Source organism: Exiguobacterium sp. UBA1053, assembly GCF_002316465.1.
In the GTDB taxonomy this organism is placed as follows: Bacteria; Bacillota; Bacilli; order Exiguobacteriales; family Exiguobacteriaceae; genus Exiguobacterium_A; species Exiguobacterium_A abrahamii.
This window is the reverse complement of record NZ_DCDO01000001.1, coordinates 66,149-82,203: the sequence shown is the minus strand read 5'-3', so window position 1 is coordinate 82,203 and position 16,055 is coordinate 66,149. Positions and strand designations below refer to the sequence as shown.

General features: G+C 47.2%; 12 protein-coding genes. 5 read left to right on the top strand and 7 right to left on the bottom strand.

Annotation, left to right across the window (positions count from 1 at the left end; translation table 11 throughout):
• Positions 1-285 precede the first annotated feature (285 nt).
• The 7 genes from B3G15_RS00390 to dnaA all read right to left on the bottom strand — a co-directional run bounded on the left by B3G15_RS00390 (position 286) and on the right by dnaA (position 10,240).
• Positions 286-1,329, bottom strand: a complete 1,044-nt coding sequence (locus tag B3G15_RS00390) for an HD-GYP domain-containing protein (RefSeq protein ID WP_290714337.1) — start codon at positions 1,327-1,329, stop codon at positions 286-288.
• A gap of 90 nt (positions 1,330-1,419) precedes the next feature.
• Complete coding sequence (gene gyrA / locus B3G15_RS00385; protein ID WP_290714336.1) at positions 1,420-4,032, bottom strand: DNA gyrase subunit A; 2,613 nt, start codon at positions 4,030-4,032, stop codon at positions 1,420-1,422.
• Between the two features lie 27 nt (positions 4,033-4,059).
• Complete coding sequence (gene gyrB / locus B3G15_RS00380) at positions 4,060-5,973, bottom strand: DNA topoisomerase (ATP-hydrolyzing) subunit B (protein ID WP_214856610.1); 1,914 nt, start codon at positions 5,971-5,973, stop codon at positions 4,060-4,062.
• 10 nt (positions 5,974-5,983) lie between these two features.
• Positions 5,984-7,138, bottom strand: a complete 1,155-nt coding sequence (gene recF / locus B3G15_RS00375; protein WP_023469866.1) for a DNA replication/repair protein RecF — start codon at positions 7,136-7,138, stop codon at positions 5,984-5,986.
• A 1-nt stretch (position 7,139) separates the two neighbouring features.
• Positions 7,140-7,361 carry a S4 domain-containing protein YaaA gene (gene yaaA, locus B3G15_RS00370; RefSeq protein ID WP_023469865.1) on the bottom strand — a complete coding sequence of 74 codons (222 nt, stop codon included), beginning with the start codon at positions 7,359-7,361 and terminating at the stop codon, positions 7,140-7,142.
• A gap of 162 nt (positions 7,362-7,523) precedes the next feature.
• Positions 7,524-8,657, bottom strand: coding sequence for a DNA polymerase III subunit beta (dnaN, locus tag B3G15_RS00365; RefSeq protein WP_023469864.1), 1,134 nt, complete (start codon positions 8,655-8,657; stop codon positions 7,524-7,526).
• A gap of 191 nt (positions 8,658-8,848) precedes the next feature.
• Positions 8,849-10,240 carry a chromosomal replication initiator protein DnaA gene (gene dnaA, locus B3G15_RS00360; RefSeq protein WP_023469863.1) on the bottom strand — a complete coding sequence of 464 codons (1,392 nt, stop codon included), beginning with the start codon at positions 10,238-10,240 and terminating at the stop codon, positions 8,849-8,851.
• Between the two features lie 737 nt (positions 10,241-10,977).
• On the opposite strand from dnaA, the gene rpmH reads away from it, so the two are divergent.
• The 5 genes from rpmH (at position 10,978) to mnmG (ending at position 16,050) form a co-directional block, all read left to right on the top strand.
• Complete coding sequence (rpmH, locus tag B3G15_RS00355; RefSeq protein WP_012371910.1) at positions 10,978-11,112, top strand: 50S ribosomal protein L34; 135 nt, start codon at positions 10,978-10,980, stop codon at positions 11,110-11,112.
• Between the two features lie 165 nt (positions 11,113-11,277).
• A complete protein-coding gene (rnpA, locus tag B3G15_RS00350; RefSeq protein ID WP_023469862.1) occupies positions 11,278-11,628 on the top strand; it encodes a ribonuclease P protein component in 351 nt (116 codons plus the stop codon).
• A gap of 104 nt (positions 11,629-11,732) precedes the next feature.
• Positions 11,733-12,587 (top strand): membrane protein insertase YidC, encoded by an 855-nt coding sequence (yidC, locus tag B3G15_RS00345; RefSeq protein WP_023469861.1) that lies wholly within the window; start codon positions 11,733-11,735, stop codon positions 12,585-12,587.
• A 147-nt stretch (positions 12,588-12,734) separates the two neighbouring features.
• Positions 12,735-14,117, top strand: coding sequence for a tRNA uridine-5-carboxymethylaminomethyl(34) synthesis GTPase MnmE (gene mnmE, locus B3G15_RS00340; protein ID WP_023469860.1), 1,383 nt, complete (start codon positions 12,735-12,737; stop codon positions 14,115-14,117).
• A 43-nt stretch (positions 14,118-14,160) separates the two neighbouring features.
• Positions 14,161-16,050, top strand: coding sequence for a tRNA uridine-5-carboxymethylaminomethyl(34) synthesis enzyme MnmG (gene mnmG, locus B3G15_RS00335; protein WP_290714335.1), 1,890 nt, complete (start codon positions 14,161-14,163; stop codon positions 16,048-16,050).
• The last annotated feature ends 5 nt before the right edge of the window (positions 16,051-16,055 follow it).

Genomic DNA, 16,055 nt, shown 5'->3' with positions numbered 1-16,055 from the left:
TTTGTATTCCGTAGAATACGATTTTTGCCTCAGCGTTCAGTTTTCAAAGTTCGTCCGCGCCTGTTTTGGCGACTCAATTAGAATACCAAGTCTGAAACAAGAAGTCAACAACTTTTTTTGAAATTGTTTTTCTCGTTTGTTTCAAGCGCTTGTCGTTGTTAAGGACATGTAATAATATATCATGTGTTTTATTATTGTGCAACACTTATTTTAAAATTGTTTTTAAAATCATGAACAAGCCTCTTAAACCTTACGATTCTGGCTCAAGAGGCTGTGTATTCTCTATTAATCCATCAACTGAATAATACTATGTTGTCGTTCTTCCATTAAATCAATGATTGTCATCCGTCCTTGTTCTTCATAGGAAATGACAGGCCGATCAAAGACTGGATTCTTTCGCGTAATGGTTGCAATCTTTCCGTTACTCATCAGCACGCGATCACCGACTTCTATTGGTAGAAGTAATTGTCCGAGCAACAATACATACTTTGAGCAATATTGCATCGGTCTTGCTTTCAAATGACGATAGGCATCAAACGGCGTATAAGCTTCCCGATACGGACGCCAACTCGTCATTGCAGCAAAGACATCCGCTACGATGAACAATCGTGTGTGATCTGCGATCTTATCTCCTTTAACCTTTAAAGGGTAACCTGTTCCGTCTAACCGTTCATGATGTTGAACAATTAAACGATTTACTGTATCAGAGATGATCGTCTCCTTTTGCAAGGCTTGATACGCCATAGCCGGGTGACGTTGAAAAATTTCTTGTTGCATCGCTTCATATCGTTTCGTGTGACGCCATTCCATGATTCGTGCTAGTCCATAATCCGCAAAATAGGATGCGGTCCACAACTCATGAATCATTTTCCGTTCTTTTCCGACTGCTTCCGCCAGCATTTGCGCAATTGCCCCTCGATAAATGGCATGTCGCACTGTATAAGCTTCCGTTCCCCGCTCTAGGAAGAATGGTAAGACATCTTGTCTCGTAATCCGTTCTGGAACGGACTGTTTGACCCAACTCAATGCTTCGTATACATTCGGCTTCATTCCCTGTTCCCATGACATGAAGACTTTATTGTAAAAGCGAATAAATTCTTCAAATGGATGTTCCACATGGGCTTTAACTGTTTCAGTCTGCACTTGTTCATCTTTACTGAAATCAGGTCGATCTTCAATGACGACTTCCTTAATTAAAAAACGCTGGATTCGTCGTAACTCATCGCTTCCTATTTTTTTCCCTGCTTCTACGATCGGATGATCCGTATGTAAATAGATGGATTCAGTCAAACGATCCCCGATGCGTAATTGGTCACTTGCCACTCGCATATCGCTTCGTTCCTTTCTCTTCTTTCTATATATGTAGATAAAAGCAGCAGAGTAGTATATCACTCTGCTGCTTTCTTGCTGACGTCTTGCTTATTCTTCCGCTTCTTCTGAAGCATCCGACACGATCTCATTCTCTTCTGACACAAGATCCGTGTCTTCTTCCATTTCATCAGTCTCTTCGCGTTTCAGTTTCGCAACCGTTGCAACACGGTCACCTTCTTCAATTCGAATGACCTTCACCCCTTGGGTATTCCGGCCGACACGTGAAATGTATTGCGAGTCTGTCCGAATGACGATCCCGCTCTCTGTCATGATCATGATGTCATCGTCGACATCAACGATTCGCATGGCAACGATTTGACCGACGCGTTCTGTCACCTTACTCGCGATCAATCCTTTACCACCACGAGACTGGCTACGGAACTCGGTCATCGGTGTTCGTTTACCGAATCCTTTTTCCGTAATGACAAGAACATCTTGAGCATCACGTGCAAGTTCCATCCCGACGACGAAATCGTCTGGACGTAACGTCATCGCTTTGACACCACGAGCGCCACGTCCCATCGAGCGGACATTCGTGATTGGGAAACGAATCGCTTTCCCGCTTGTTGAAACAGCAAAGACTTCATCGTCCGTCGATGCAAGACGAACCGATGTCAACTCGTCGTCTTCAAACAACCGAATCGCAATCAAACCGTTTTTGTTGATCCGTGCGTACGCAGACAACGGTGAACGTTTGACGCGTCCTTTACGTGTCATGAAGATCAATGATTTTTGCTCATCTTGAACGACTTCTTCCGTTTCGAGCGTTTCTTCCGTCTCTTCAATCTCTCCTTCAATCACCTCGACAGGTGCTTCAGCTGCTTGTTGCTCCTCGAGATAACGTTTGAAGTTGACTGGAATCATCGTCTCGACCTTTTCGTCGCGTTCGATTTGGATGAGGTTGATGATTGGTACACCTTTTGATGTCCGGCTCATCTCCGGTACTTCATATCCACGAATCCGGTAGACTTTCCCACGGTTCGTAAAGAATAGAATCGTATCATGCGTCGAACAAGACAAGAGACGCGTGACGTAATCCTCGTCGTTCGTTCCGATTCCCTGAACTCCACGTCCACCGCGGCGTTGTGTCCGGTACGAATCCGTCGTCATCCGTTTGATGTAGCCACTGCTTGTCAACGTGATGATGATATCTTGTTCCGGAATCAAGTCTTCATCTTCGAATTCGATATGATCCATCCGGATTTCCGTCCGACGCTCGTCGTTGAAACGTTCCTTCAATTCCTCGAGTTCTGTCCGGATCAAATCAAGCAAGACTTCTTCACTCGCAAGGATGCGGTTCAGTTCCGCGATCAATTGCATGATTTCGTCATACTCTGCTTCAATTTTTTCCCGCTCAAGACCTGTCAGGCGTTGTAAGCGCATATCGAGAATCGCTTGTGATTGTTTCTCAGATAACGCAAAACGCTCCATCAACTGTTCACGTGCTGCGTCCGCTGTCCGGTTCCCGCGAATGATTTGAATGACTTCATCCAAATGATCAAGCGCAATCCGTAGACCAGCGAGCAAGTGTTCACGTGCTTCTGCTTTTTCGAGATCGAACTGTGTCCGACGACGAACGATTTCTTTTTGATGCTCGAGGTAATGATAGAGCATTTCTTTAAGCGTCAATGTTTTCGGACGCCCTCCGACGATCGCAAGCATGTTGACACCAAACGTCGTTTGCATCGACGTCTGTTTATACAAGTTGTTTAAGATGACACTTGCATTCGCATCACGACGGACTTCCATGACGATGCGCATACCGCGGCGATCTGACTCATCCCGTAAATCCGTAATGCCTTCGATTTTTTTCTCGCGGACGAGATCGGCAATCTTTTCAACGAGGCGGGCTTTGTTGACCTGATAAGGCAACTCCGTCACGATGATCCGTTCCCGGTCTTTTTTCGTCTGTTCGATTTCTGCTTTCGCACGGACGATGATGGAGCCACGTCCTGTTTCATATGCGCGACGAATCCCGCTACGACCAAGAATTTCACCAGCCGTCGGGAAATCAGGTCCCGGAATGTGCTGCATCAATTCTTGAATCGTGATTTCGGGATCGTGAGACAGTGCTAAGACACCATCGATGACCTCACCTAACTGGTGCGGCGGAATGTTTGTTGCCATCCCGACCGCGATCCCGCTTGAACCGTTGACGAGCAAGTTCGGGAAGCGCGACGGTAAGACTTCCGGTTCGCGTTCCGAACCATCGTAGTTATCTTTGAAGTCAACTGTGTTTTTGTTGATATCGCGAACGATTTCCATTGCGATTTTTGACATACGAGCTTCCGTATATCGCATCGCAGCCGCCGAGTCTCCATCGACTGAACCGAAGTTTCCGTGTCCATCGACGAGTTCATAACGATAGCTGAAATCTTGCGCCATGCGGACCATCGTGTCATAGACGGCAGAATCCCCGTGCGGGTGATACTTACCGATGACTTCCCCGACAATACGGGCAGACTTTTTATGTGGTTTATCGGCACGAATACCGAGGTCGTTCATCGCATAGAGAATCCGGCGGTGTCCGGGTTTTAAACCGTCCCGTACGTCCGGAAGAGCACGTGCGACGATGACGCTCATCGCGTAGTCCATGAAGGACGTACGCATCTCTTGACTGATATTAATATCCTTGATGATTCCGTGATTTTGTTCGGACATGCTTCTGGCCACCCTCTCTGTTCAGCGTTAAATATCCAGGTTCTTGACGTAATGTGCGTGGGATTGAATGAAGTCGCGTCGTGGTTTGACCTGATCTCCCATCAAGATATCGAAGACTTCATCCGCTTCGATCGCATCTTGAAGCTCGACACGCAACATTTGACGACCACTTGGATCCATCGTCGTTTCCCAAAGCTGCTCTGGATCCATCTCTCCAAGACCTTTGTAGCGCTGAATATCGTACCGTGCGTTTTCAGGAAGCGCTGCAAGCGCCTCTGTCAATTCACGTTCGTTGTGCACGTACGTGATGTTCTTCCCTTGTTTGATTCCGTATAGCGGTGGCTGAGCGATATAGACATATCCATGCTCGACAAGCGGACGCATGTAACGGTAGAAGAACGTCAACAAGAGTGTCCGGATGTGGGCACCATCGACATCGGCATCGGTCATGATGATGACTTTGTGGTAGCGTGCCTTCTCGATATTGAACTCAGAACCAATGCTTGTCCCGAGTGCCGTGATGATCGTCCGGATCTCATCGCTTCCAAGAATCTTATCAAGACGTGCTTTCTCAACGTTCAAGATTTTACCGCGAATCGGTAAGATTGCTTGGAAATGACGATCGCGTCCAGATTTCGCAGAACCACCCGCTGAATCACCCTCAACGATGTACAATTCGGAAATCGAGGCATCACGTGACGAACAATCGGCCAGTTTACCTGGAAGCGAGCTCACTTCGAGAACACCTTTACGGCGTGTCAGTTCACGGGCGCGTTTCGCTGCCATCCGGGCGCGTGACGCCATCATCCCTTTTTCGACGATTGCGCGTGCATTCGTCGGATTTTCGAGCATGAACTGCTCAAATGCACCAGAGAAGAGTGAATCCGTAACCGTACGCGCGTCGGAGTTCCCGAGTTTCGTTTTCGTCTGACCTTCGAACTGTGGGTTCGGGTGTTTGACGGAAACGATCGCTGTCATTCCTTCACGTACGTCCTCACCGGATAACGTACCGTCTGCATCCTTCATCAAACCGAACTTCTTCGCGTAGTCATTGATGACCCGTGTCAAAGCCGTCTTGAAGCCGGTCTCGTGCGTACCACCTTCATGCGTCGGGATGTTGTTCGTGAACGAGTAGATGTTTGACGCAAATCCGTCGTTATACTGAAGCGCGACTTCAACTTCGATGCCGTCTTTTGTTCCGTGTACATAGACAGGTTCCGCATGAACGACTTCTTTTGAACGATTCAAGTGTTCGACGTAGGATTTGATCCCACCTTCGTAGTGGAAGCTACGCGTCATCGGCTCATCCGCACGATCGTCCGTGATGATGATCTTCAAGCCTTTATTTAAGAAAGCAAGTTCCCGCAGGCGTGTCGCTAGCAAATCATAGTCATACTCGAGCGTCTCTTGGAAAATCTCACCGTCTGGGAAGAAACGAATCGTCGTTCCTGTCTCTTCTGATGTTCCGATGACTTCGAGATCTTGCGCTGGTACACCGCGATGATACGCTTGGTAATACAGCTTCTCGTTCCGTTTGACGAATACTTCAAGTTTCGTCGACAGGGCGTTAACGACCGAAGCCCCAACACCGTGTAGTCCACCCGATACTTTATATCCGCCGCCGCCGAATTTACCACCGGCGTGGAGGACTGTCAGGATGACCTCAACGGCAGGACGACCCATCTTCTCTTGAATGTCGACTGGAATACCGCGTCCATTATCCTCGACTAAGATCGAGTTCCCTGGTTCGATCGTCACCTTGATCGTGTCACAGTATCCTGCGAGCGCCTCATCAATTGAGTTATCGACGATCTCCCATACGAGGTGATGGAGACCCTTTGATGCCGTCGAGCCGATATACATCCCTGGACGTTTACGAACTGCTTCTAATCCTTCAAGTACTTGAATCTGATCGGCACCGTACCCTTGTTCCAATTCCATATCTTCATGATTACTCATCGGTTTTCTCACCTACTGTTTCTTTATATGATGTCTCTTCCAAATCGACCGTCCCTTGTTTCACGTGGAACAACTTCGCTTGGTTGATCGTTTCATGCGCAATCCCGTCGACGCTTGTCGTCGTCAGGATCGTCTGGACCTTTTGTTGCATCGTATCGAGCAAATGTGTTTGACGATGATCATCAAGCTCGGATAAGACATCGTCGAGCAGAAGAAGTGGATATTCCCCTACTTCCTCATGAATCAATTCGATCTCCGCAAGCTTTAACGAGAGGGCTGCTGTCCGTTGTTGTCCTTGTGAACCATACGTTTGGACGTTTCGTCCATTGACTTCCATCTCGAAGTCATCGCGATGTGGTCCAAACAACGTAACTCCTCTTCGGATTTCATTTTCTTTTATTTTACCAAACTTCCGCGTGTAGGACGCAGTCATTCCTTCGACATCGAGTAATTCGTCGCCGAATGTGTCCGAACGATAGATGAGCGCGAGTTCTTCCTGTCCACGACTGATTCCGTCATGAATCGGTCGTGCCCATTTTTCGAGCTGGGCCATGAAATGATGCCGGCGCTGAACGATTTTAACGGCTAGCGTAATCATTTGCTCCGTCAAGATATCAAGGAAGGTCTCGTCTCCTCCCTTCATGGACAGTTGTTTCAGCAATGCGTTCCGCTGCTTCAACACTTTCAGGTACTGGCTCAATTCATGCAGATAGACCGGACTGACTTGACCGATCTCCATATCGAGAAATCGCCGGCGGACTTGTGGACTGCCTTTGACGATATGCAAATCTTCCGGGGCGAATAAAACGATGTTCAGTGCCCCGACATAATCACTCAAGCGTCGTTGCTCTAGATGATTCAGCTTTGCTTTTTTCCCGCGACCCGAGATGACGATCTCTTGGACATGGGAGCCGGTCCGCTTGACGACACGTCCTTCGACGCGCGCTGTTTCTTGGTCCCAACCGATCAGTTCCTTGTCATGCGTCGTCCGGTGCGACTTCGCGAGAGCAAGAACATAGATCGCTTCCAGTAAGTTCGTCTTCCCTTGTGCATTTTCACCAATCAGGACATTCGTTTTTTCGGAGAATGACAGTTCGAGTGCGTCATAGTTGCGATAATGACTGAGTCGGACTGAATCCAGCCGCACGTTAGTTGCCCTCGTTCTTGATGATGAACTGACCGTAGTCTTCTACATCAATGATGTCTCCATCCCGTAATTTACGACCACGTCGCTGATCGACCTCGCCGTTGACTAGAATCGGTACCTCTGCTAAAAACGGTTTGGCTTGTCCTCCGCTTGAGATGATATCCGATAGCTTCAGGAACTGCCCTAATGTGACGTATTCCGTTGTAATTCTGATTTCTTGCATGGATTGACTCCTCCTACCTACATATTATAAATGACGTACTCTTTATTGTACTAAACATTGAGCGATTTAGCAAAATCCCCGAACGTATATACGGTATACGAAAAAGACGGGTCCGATGTCGAAACGATCGAACCCGTCTTATCACGTATTTCGTGTTTATGCTTACGCCGTCCGGACTGGAAGAATCAGTTGCAGGACGTTATCTTGATCGACTGGGTGCAAGATAAATGGACGAATCGAACCCGTGAACTGGATTTCGATATCTGTCGCGTCAAGTGCCTTCAAGGCGTCCATCATGTACTTCGAATTAAACGAGATTTTCAGCTCTTCTCCTTCAAGCGAAAGAATGCTGACTTGTTCCGAGACTTTCCCGACTTCTGGTGAATGTGAAGAGATCTCGACCGCTGTCGTTCCTTCAGCTGCGAACTTGATGACGTTGTTACGGTCCTCACGTGCAAGCAGTGACGCGCGATCGATCGCTTGGAGCAATTCTTTCGCGTTCATGCGGACAGCTGTCCGGTACTCTTCCGGAATCAAACGTGATGTATCCGGATAGTTTCCGTCGAGTAGACGCGAGAAGAAGAGGACGTGCTTCATCTTGAATAAGATTTGTTGGTTTGTGATCGTGATATCCACATGACCATCCCCAAGCAACTTCGATAATTCATTTAAGCTCTTCCCTGGAACGATGACGTTCTGGAACGAGATATCTGTATCTGTCTCAAATTGAGCACGACGAAGGGCTAGACGGTGACTATCTGTTGAGACACACGTCAAGATGCCTTTATCGGCTGAGAAGTTCACACCTGTCAGAACAGGACGTGTTTCTTGAACAGCGACAGCAAAGCTTGTTTGGCGAATCATCGAACGTAAGAGATCAGCCGGTAAACGGAAACGTTGTCCCCCATCGACTTGCGGAAGGCGTGGGAACTCATCTGGATCAAGACCGTTCAAATGGAATTCCGCTGTTCCTGACTGGATCCGTGTCATGAAGTTCGGTGAGACTTCAAGTGTGACTTCGTCTTTTGGCATCTTTTTGACGATATCGCCGAAGAAGCGGGCATTCAAGACGACACTACCTGCACGGTGAACCGTGACATAAGATGTTCCATTCTCTTCTGCATAGATCGTCCGTTCAATCGAGATTTCTGTATCGCTTCCTGTCAGCGTCATACCATCTCCATGAGCTTCGAGTTTGATTCCTGTCAGAATCGGAATCGTCGTGCGGGATGAGACCGCTTTGGCTACATCTTGTACTGCTTGAATTAAAGCTTCGCGTTGAATGGTGATATGCATATCGTCGTTAGACTCCTCTCGAAAATAATGGGCATGCGCCCATCATAACATAATAATATATTTTTTTAATAATAGTCTTAGGGGCTGTGGATAGTGTGGATAAGTCGGTGGATAACTTGATATAAAGCCAAAAACGGTGTGGATAAGTTGTGGATAACTACCCTACTTTATCCACATGTTTATCCACAGTTTTACGAATGCTTCAATTCATGTTTGATTTGTTCAATGACTTTCCCAGTTTCCCCGTCCGATTTGATCAACATACTGATCTTTTCATGGGCATGGATGACGGTCGTATGGTCGCGTCCCCCGAATTCTTCTCCGATTTTCGGTAAAGAGCTTTCTGTCATCTCACGCGAAAGATACATCGCGATTTGACGTGGGAAGGCAATCGATTTCGTTCGTTTCTTCGCCTTAAGATCATCAAACGGTAAGTTGAAATGTTTACTGACCGACTCCTGGATGTCACGAATCGTAACTTTACGCGGTTCAGCGACCGGCATGATGTTATGCAAGGCTTCCGCAGCGACATTTGGATCGATTGGTCGTCCGACGAGATTCGCATAAGCGATAACGCGGGTTAACGCTCCTTCGAGCTCCCGAATATTCGTATCAATTTGACTTGCGATGTAGAGCATGACTTCGTTTGAGACGTCAAGTTGCTCCGCATTCGCCTTTTTCCGTAAAATCGCAATCCGTGTCTCGAGATCCGGTGGCGTGATGTCGGTGATTAATCCCCATTCGAAACGAGAACGAAGCCGATCTTCAAGCGTTGGAATCTCTTTTGGTGGTCGGTCACTTGAGATGATGATTTGTTTTTGGTCGTTGTGCAGGGCATTGAACGTGTGGAAAAACTCTTCTTGGGTCTGTTCTTTGCCCGCAAGGAACTGAATGTCATCAATTAAGAGGACATCGATGTTACGGTATTTATTTCTAAACTCAACCGTTTTATTATCGCGGATGGAGTTAATGAAGTCATTCGTAAAGCGTTCAGAAGAGACATAGGCAATCCGTGTCCCGAGATTTTGATCTTGAACATACTGTCCGATGGCATGCATCAGATGGGTTTTGCCAAGACCAACGCCACCATAGATGAAAAGTGGATTGTATGCTTTAGCAGGCGCTTCCGCAACAGCAAGTGAAGCGGCATGCGCAAAACGGTTCCCCGATCCGATGACGAATGTATCGAACGTATACTTCTCATTTAATTGTCCGAGTTCACTCATCGTCAATTCCTCTGTTGGTCTCCGCATGTTCGATGGACGCGATTTCGGAGTCGGTGTTGCCTCAACACGTTCCTCTTCTTGTCGATCGAGCATTTTCTTCGCTTGTCCCTCTTCAATGAACTGAATATCGAGTCGGCTTCCTGTTACTTCCTCAACTGTGTCTTCGAGTAAAGATAAGTACTGGCGCTCGAGCCATGTCACCGTAAATGCAGCTGGTGCTGAAACGAGTAGTGTCGTTCCATTTAGCGTGACGCCTTCTGTGGATTTCAACCACATATCATAACTAGCTTTCGGTGTTCGTTCCTCTTCCTCGATCACAGATAAGACATTATGCCAAAGTTCGGCAGCGTTTTTCATAAATACCCCCCTTTTTTTATCAAGATAGAAAATTTTTGTACACAGGCTTATACACAGACAAAGTTAATGAAGAAACTCGACTTATCCCCATAACGTAAAAACTGTGGATAACGTTATCCACAGGCAGTTGAATCTGTGTATAAAGTTATCCACAGGGTGTGTATAACTTGTTTTGTCCTGAACAATCAGGATCATGTTATGCACAATTAGTGTATCAAAAGAAATGAGCCCTGGCAATGGTTGGAATGATTTATCCACAAGTAAATTAAACCGTCCACAGGTAGTTACCCACAAGCTGTGGATAGTGTGGATAAATTGTGGATAAGAGGTGGATAACTTTTTAAAAGAGGAAGCGTCGAAAAAGAGTTATTCACAAAATACAAAAGAAGTGGAAAAAGGAAATCCAAAATCGAGGATTGACGTCGATTTTAAAAAATACTATTGTAGACAAAGTGAAGAGTTATCCACGGAAAGTGTGGATAATGTGGATAAGTCTGTGGATAGGTGGATAAGTCTACAAACATCCCCTCCATGATCGATATGTATTCTATCGCGTAATAGAGTTTACGTAGTCGAATCCTATCGCCTGTTTTCGAACTAGAACTCCATTAAGCAGGACAAGAAATCTTCTGAACTTTCATTGACAATGCCACAATCAGTTTATATAATGTACAAGACTGCCTTAAAGTAGAAAATAACAATTGGTTATAAAGATCTTTTAAAGGAGGTGCAGACGAATGAAACCAACTTTCAACCCAAACAACCGTAAGCGTAAAAAAGTTCACGGATTCCGTGCGCGTATGGCTACGAAGAGTGGCCGCCGTATCTTGGCTGCTCGCCGTCTTAAGGGCCGCAAAGCCTTGACTGTCTAATGCATTGATGCATCCATCACTTCGGGCATGATCCGAGGTGATTTTTTTTATGTTTTTTCGTGTGTTCGTGCTTTTGTCACATGCGCCCTATCGCGTCGCATGTTTATTCTATGATATGATGAGAGACGACGAATTTTCGTAGTGTCAGGATGGAGTGTGAATAAGGTGAAGAAGGAATACCGCGTCAAGAAAGACAAGGAGTTCCAAGCGGTGTTTACTAAAGGAGCCTCTGTCGCAAATCGGCAATTTGTCGTGTATGCCTTGAAAAAGGAGCAACAGACTCACTTTCGGGTTGGTTTATCCGTCAGTAAGAAAATCGGGAATGCCGTCGTCCGGAATCAGGTAAAACGGTATCTTCGGGAAGCATGCCAGCAGCATGAAGCCTCGATTGCCCCGAATTATGATTTGGTGATCATCGCGCGCAATCCGGCCGCGAAGATGACCGCGCAAGAAGTGGCTGACAGTCTCCGTCACGTGCTCAAACGTTCCGGTGTCTGGATGCGATCAAAAAAATGAATCGTAGCAATGCATCCTGTTGATTTGTACGGCGCTCCCTTTCCTTGCCTTACTATAGAAGAAGATGGCGTTCGACAAAGCGTAAACAATTTCTAGGAGGAATTATGAACAAGAGAACTAAGATTTGGTTAACTCTCGGACTCATGTCCGTGCTCGCGATCGTATTATCCGGCTGTACACCTAGTTCGTATGGTACTGGTGAACCGATCACAGCAGACACAGAAGGTTTTTGGAAACATTACTTCGTTTGGCCGATGGCGTGGTTGATTCGTGAGATTTCGCAGTTCTTTAGCGGTGATTACGGTATTGGAATCATCATTACGACACTTCTCGTTCGTCTTGTCATCCTTCCATTGATGATTAAACAAACGAAGAGTATGGGTGGAATGCAAGTCATTCAACCAGAAATGATGAAGCTTCGTGAGAAATACAGCTCAAAAGACCAAGAGACGCAACAGAAATTGCAACAAGAAATGATGAAGCTTTACCAAGAGCACAACGTCAATCCACTTGCAGGCTGTTTACCGATCTTGATCCAAATGCCGATTTTGATCGCGTTCTACAATGCCATCATTTATACACCAGCTATTTTCCAACACACGTTCCTCTGGTTCGACCTTGGGAAACCGGATCCATTCTTCATCTTGCCGATCATGTCTGCGGTACTAACGTATCTGCAACAAAAGATCTCGATGGCAGGTCAAGAAGACAACCCACAAATGAAAATCATGCTCTACGTCTTCCCAATCATGATCTTCATCATGGGTGTTACACTCCCATCTGCCCTTTCGCTTTACTGGGTCGTCGGTTACATCTTCTCGATCATCGTCACGATCGTCATCATGAAACCAATGCGTGAAAAGATTAAGTTGCAGACGGAAGCGACAATGGCTGCTAAACGTGAAAAAGAAGCAGCACAAGCAGCTCCGGCTCCTAAAAAATCGAAAAAGAAACGCTAATACGTGAAGAGCGACGCTTTGTTTTGACAGAGTGTCGCTCTTTTTCTTTTGCGTCATTTCGTGTATAGTTGTTTCGTTATACCCATTGCAACGATTAAGGATTAAATACTCATAAAAAGACAGAAGAAAAACGAGGTGGAAGAACGGATGATGGAATTTGATACGATTGCCGCGATTTCGACGCCGATGGGAGAAGGGGCGATTGCGATCGTGCGCTTATCAGGTCCTGATGCAGTCGCTGTAGCCGACCGTGTTTACAAAGGGAGCAACCGCTTGACGGAAGTACCAACCCATACGATTCATTACGGGAAATTGGTCGACCATGAGGCGGACCGTGTCGTCGATGAAGTGATGGTGAGTGTCATGCGCGCACCAAAGACGTTTACACGTGAAGATGTCATCGAATTGAATTGTCATGGAGGAGTCGTCGCGGTCAATCGTGTCCTCGAACTCATCCTCGCCCAACCGGAAGTCCGGTTGGCGGAACCTGGTGAATTTACGAAACGCGCGTTCTTGAACGGACGCATCGATTTGTCACAGGCGGAAGCCGTCATGGATTTGATCCGGGCGAAGACGGACCGAGCGATGCATGTCGCCGTCAGTCAGATTGAAGGGCGTCTCTCGAAACTCGTCCAAGACTTACGTCAACAATTGTTGCAGACGATTGCTGCGATCGAAGTCAACATCGATTACCCGGAATACGATGCAGAAGAGATGACGCAACAGATCGTCGAACGTGATGCTGGTGCTGTCCGCGCGATTTTGGCAGAGTTATTAACAACGGCACGCCAAGGAAAAATCTTGCGCGAAGGGTTATCCACAGCGATCATCGGTCGACCAAACGTCGGAAAGTCGTCTTTGCTCAACACATTGGTGCAAGAAGCAAAGGCCATCGTCACCGATATCGCGGGAACGACGCGCGATACGATCGAGGAATACGTCAACGTTCGCGGTGTACCGTTGAAGTTGATTGATACGGCAGGGATTCGCGAGACGGAAGATATCGTCGAACGGATGGGTGTCGAAAAGTCACGTCAGGCTTTAAAGACGGCCGATTTAATCTTACTCGTCCTCAACGGAAACGATGTTTTGACGGATGAAGATGTCTTGCTGTTTGAGGCAATCAAAGGGATGAACGCGATCATCATCGTCAACAAGAGTGACTTGGCGCAACAGATTGACTTAGCACGTGTCACGGAGCTTGCTGATGGTCGACCAATCGTTACGACATCCTTGCTCGAAGAAGCAGGCGTCAACGATCTCGAAGCAGCGATTGCGAGTCTGTTCTTTGAACAGGGTGTCGAAAGTCAGGATATGACGTACGTCTCAAATGCGCGTCACATCCAGCTCATCAAACGCGCGAGTCAAATGATTGAAGATGCTCTCGGTGCAGCAGAAGCAGCGATGCCGATCGACATGGTACAGATCGATTTACGACGAGCATGGGATACGCTTGGCGAAATCAATGGTGATACAGCACAGGATAGTTTATTGGATCAGTTGTTTTCGCAGTTCTGTCTCGGGAAATAATTTGAGACGACTGCGTGTGGAATAAGAAGGAGGAACCAGTACTATGGCTTATCAAGCAGGTGAATTCGACGTCATCGTCGTCGGAGCCGGACATGCCGGCATCGAAGCCTCTCTTGCTGCGGCACGAATGGGCTCGAAAACGGTCATGTTGACAATGAATCCCGATATGGTTGGATTCATGTATTGCAACCCGTCGATCGGTGGTCCTGCAAAAGGGATCGTCGTCCGGGAAATCGATGCGCTCGGTGGTGAGATGGCACGCGCGATCGATGCAACATATATTCAAATGAAAATGTTAAACACGTCAAAAGGTCCTGCCGTGCGAGCATTACGGGCACAGGCAGATAAATTCGAATACCAAAACCGGATGAAAAAAGCGCTCGAGGATGAGCCGAATTTGCTCTTACGTCAAGCGCTCGTCGAACGGTTATTGATTGACGACGAAGGACGCTGCGTCGGTGTCGTCACGAATACTGGAGCGGAATACCGAGCAAAAGCGGTCGTCATCACGACAGGAACGTTCATGCGCGGAAAAATCATCATCGGTGAATTGTCGTACGAGAGTGGTCCGAACAATCAGATGCCATCGATCAATCTATCGAAACATCTTGAAGAACTCGGATTTGAGCTCGCACGTTTCAAAACAGGAACACCACCGCGAATCGACGGGAAAACGATTGACTACTCGAAGACGGAGATCCAACCAGGTGACGAAGTAGCACTTCCATTTAGTCATGAAACGACTCAGATGATCACGGAACAGATCCCATGCTGGTTGACGTATACGACGGAGTATACGCATCAGTTGATCGATGCGAACCTGCACCGCTCCCCGATGTTCTCTGGAATGATCAAAGGAACAGGTCCACGTTATTGCCCATCGATCGAAGATAAGGTCGTCCGGTTCAACGATAAACCGCGTCACCAAATCTTCCTTGAGCCAGAAGGTCGCGATACGGAAGAAGTCTACGTGCAAGGGTTATCAACAAGCTTGCCGGAAGACGTCCAACACGATATTCTCCGCTCGATTCCTGGGCTTGAGAATTCAGAAATGATGCGTCCTGGTTATGCGATTGAGTACGATGCCGTTGTTCCAACACAACTATGGCCAACGCTCGAGACAAAACGTGTTCCTGGTTTATTCACAGCGGGTCAAATCAACGGAACAAGTGGTTATGAGGAAGCGGCAGGACAAGGGATCATGGCAGGGATCAATGCCGGACTACAAGTCCAAGGCAAAGAACCACTTATCTTGTCACGTTCACAAGGCTATATCGGTGTCATGATCGATGATCTCGTTACGAAAGGTACGAACGAACCGTACCGCCTCTTGACGTCACGTGCCGAGTATCGGTTGTTGCTCCGTCATGATAATGCGGATCTTCGTCTATCGGAAATCGGACATGAACTCGGATTGATCTCGGAAGAACGCAAAGCGAAGTTACTCGATAAACAAGAGCAAATCCGTCTTGAGATGAAACGTCTTGAGAAGGTCGTCATCAAAGCGACACCGGACGTGAATGCACAGCTAGAAGCAATTGGTGCATCACCACTCAAGGAAGCTCTGCATGCGATCACGTTGCTGAAACGCCCGGAAATCACGTATGCGATGATCGCGCAGATGACACCACCGGAAACACCACTGTCTGCAGAAGCAGCAGAACAAGTCGAAATCCAAGTTAAATATGCCGGCTACATCGATAAACAACTCGATCAAGTCGAAAAAATGATGCGGATGGAGCAAAAACGGATTCCGGATCGTCTCGATTACGATGCGATCAGTGGATTAGCGATTGAAGCGAAACAAAAACTAAACCAAGTGCGTCCGCTCTCGATCGGACAAGCATCCCGGATCTCAGGGGTTAACCCGTCTGATATCTCGATTTTGCTTGTCTATATCGAACAAGGCCAATACGCATTGACTGCGGAGTGAACGAG

Coding starts and splice junctions, on each gene's coding strand:
- B3G15_RS00390 (WP_290714337.1), bottom strand. CDS start 1,329: ATGCGAGTGGCAAGTGACCAATTACGCATCGGGGATCGTTTGACTGAA.
- gyrA (WP_290714336.1), bottom strand. CDS start 4,032: ATGTCCGAACAAAATCACGGAATCATCAAGGATATTAATATCAGTCAA.
- gyrB (WP_214856610.1), bottom strand. CDS start 5,973: ATGGAATTGGAACAAGGGTACGGTGCCGATCAGATTCAAGTACTTGAA.
- yaaA (WP_023469865.1), bottom strand. CDS start 7,361: ATGCAAGAAATCAGAATTACAACGGAATACGTCACATTAGGGCAGTTC.
- dnaN (WP_023469864.1), bottom strand. CDS start 8,657: ATGCATATCACCATTCAACGCGAAGCTTTAATTCAAGCAGTACAAGAT.
- dnaA (WP_023469863.1), bottom strand. CDS start 10,240: ATGAAAAACGCTGCCGAACTTTGGCATAATGTCTTATCTGTGATCGAG.
- rpmH (WP_012371910.1), top strand. CDS start 10,978: ATGAAACCAACTTTCAACCCAAACAACCGTAAGCGTAAAAAAGTTCAC.
- yidC (WP_023469861.1), top strand. CDS start 11,733: ATGAACAAGAGAACTAAGATTTGGTTAACTCTCGGACTCATGTCCGTG.
- mnmE (WP_023469860.1), top strand. CDS start 12,735: ATGATGGAATTTGATACGATTGCCGCGATTTCGACGCCGATGGGAGAA.
- mnmG (WP_290714335.1), top strand. CDS start 14,161: ATGGCTTATCAAGCAGGTGAATTCGACGTCATCGTCGTCGGAGCCGGA.